Genomic DNA, 2108 nt, shown 5'->3' on the forward strand with positions numbered 1-2108 from the left:
TTAATCCTATTTATTATTCTCTCTGCTAAAGTAACTTCTCTTTGTAAAACATTTAAATTAGAATCCACTACTGCATAGCCACACTTTTTGGTACCAGGGTCGATAGCGACAATTATTTCTTCCTCTGGCATAATTTGTTTTGCTCCTTATTAAAGTAAAATTTAAATTCCTATTCGCTGGGGATGACTATAAATATTCATTCTCTCTCCACGGACAAATCCTACCAAAGTTACACCTGCTCTTTTGGCTAACTCGATAGTACGATCTGTAGGAGCAGCTCTGGAAATAATCAGCGGTACTTTCCCAGTAATAATCTTCCGTAAAATTCCAGAAGTTATTCGACAAGAGGTTAAAATTATTTTATCTTCTGTAGAGATATCATGGACAAAAGCCTCTCCTAATATTTTGTCAATAGTATTATAACGACTAATATCTTCACTAAATAATATTATAGACCCATTTTTATCAGCTAAAGCGCAGCTGTGTACTCCTCCGGTCAATTTAAAAAAATCCGCTCTTTCTTGCATTTCAGAAATAAGAGAGTAAACCAAACCAGGATTAATTTTTAAAGAAGTATCGATAAATGAAAATGGATTGCCCTCTCCTTCTGCTTGCTGGCAAATTCCTAACCATAAATTATTACTGCTAATATCTTTTGGTAATAAAGAGGTACCTTCCATCCTTATATCCATCAGACCTTGTTTTTTATTTATCTCTAAAGATACAATATCTTCTTTTTTTCGTAAAATACCTGAGGTATAGAGAAAACCCAGGCCCAAATATTTATATTTCTCGGGAGTGCAATTTAAAGTAACTAATTTTTTTTGGTTTAATAAGATGGTAAAAGTAGTTTCTCTGGCTACTAAATCTAAAATATTTTCTTTTTTATTCTCTTTAATTCGAATTATATTTACCATTATCCCTTTTGCTTCTCTAGACAATTATTTTATTCTCCTCATTTTTATTAATTCTTCTGCCTTAGTAAAATCGCCTTTAAAGTTAATATTAAAAAAAGAATAAAGTCCCGCATCAAATCTTTTTATCTCTTCCTCTTTAATAAATTTAACTTTTAAGTGGGGAAATATTTCTCTAACTGATAACACTCCAGCTTTTATGTTTCTCTCTATAACCTCTAAACAACTTTTACTGTAAATTGCACATAAAGGCTCAATTAATCCCTTACCATGGCAAGGAATAACCATATCATAAGTATTTATATTTTCTATCATATACTGTAGTAATTTTACCTCTATAAAAGGCATATCACAACCTACTAATAAATTATACTGGGAGGTAGAGGCCTTTAAGCCAGAAAATATCCCTCCCAAAGGACCTTTTTGGGGAAAAATATCCTTAAATACTCTCTTAAAATTAGAATATTTCTCTTTAGAGCCAACTATAATAATATCTTCTTTGGTTAAATTATCCAGAGAAGTAAGTGTAGATATAACCCAATCTATTAAAAGCCTTCCGGCTAATTTCATCTGATCTTTGCTTTTGTTTAAACCTACCCTGCTGCTCTCCCCTCCCGCTAATATAATCGCGGTTAAAGAAAAATATCTTTTATCTTTAATTTTCATAACCTTATATAATATCATTTTGTTAACAAAAAATATAGTTTATTTTTTGGCAAACCTTTCTTTTTAAAAACTCCCTACTAAAATTTTACACTATCTTTCTCTAAGAAAATAAATATAATAAAAAGGGGTCAAATTTTAGTGAAAAATTGACCCTCTAATTATTATCTTATTTTATTTTTATTAATGTTATTTATTAAGCTTGCTTTATTTTTCACTTTTTTTCAAATAAGCTAACCAATATACAGTTGCAACACAAAGTGATCCACCCACAATATTACCCAGGGTAACTGGAGTTAAATTATTTACAAAAAATCCTTGTAAAGTAAGGTTACTTAATTTACCAGCTAGTCCTGCTGTAGCTACTATAGTAGCATTCCCCTTTAATAATAATCCCATTGGAATAAAATACATATTTGCCACACAATGTTCAAATCCACTTGCTACAAATGCCATAATAGGGAAATAGATTCCAAAAATCTTTCCAATTATATCTTTAGCAGCTACTGACATCCATACAGCTAAACACAC

The 2108-nt window shown here is 30.6% G+C and carries 3 protein-coding genes; all 3 read right to left on the bottom strand.

Annotation, left to right across the window (positions count from 1 at the left end; all coding sequences use genetic code 11):
* Window positions 1-161 precede the first annotated feature (161 nt).
* Window positions 162-941, bottom strand: a complete 780-nt coding sequence (gene fdhD, locus COZ07_RS10110; protein WP_406608441.1) for a formate dehydrogenase accessory sulfurtransferase FdhD — start codon at window positions 939-941, stop codon at window positions 162-164.
* Window positions 942-1598, bottom strand: a complete 657-nt coding sequence (locus tag COZ07_RS10115) for a molybdenum cofactor guanylyltransferase (RefSeq protein WP_406608442.1) — start codon at window positions 1596-1598, stop codon at window positions 942-944.
* Between the two features lie 186 nt (window positions 1599-1784).
* On the bottom strand, window positions 1785-2108 hold a 324-nt coding region (locus COZ07_RS10120), incomplete at its 5' end, for a formate/nitrite transporter family protein (RefSeq protein WP_406608443.1).

Origin of the sequence: Candidatus Infernicultor aquiphilus (assembly GCF_002784285.1) — a bacterium.
Classification (GTDB): domain Bacteria; phylum Atribacterota; class Phoenicimicrobiia; order Phoenicimicrobiales; family Phoenicimicrobiaceae; genus Infernicultor; species Infernicultor aquiphilus.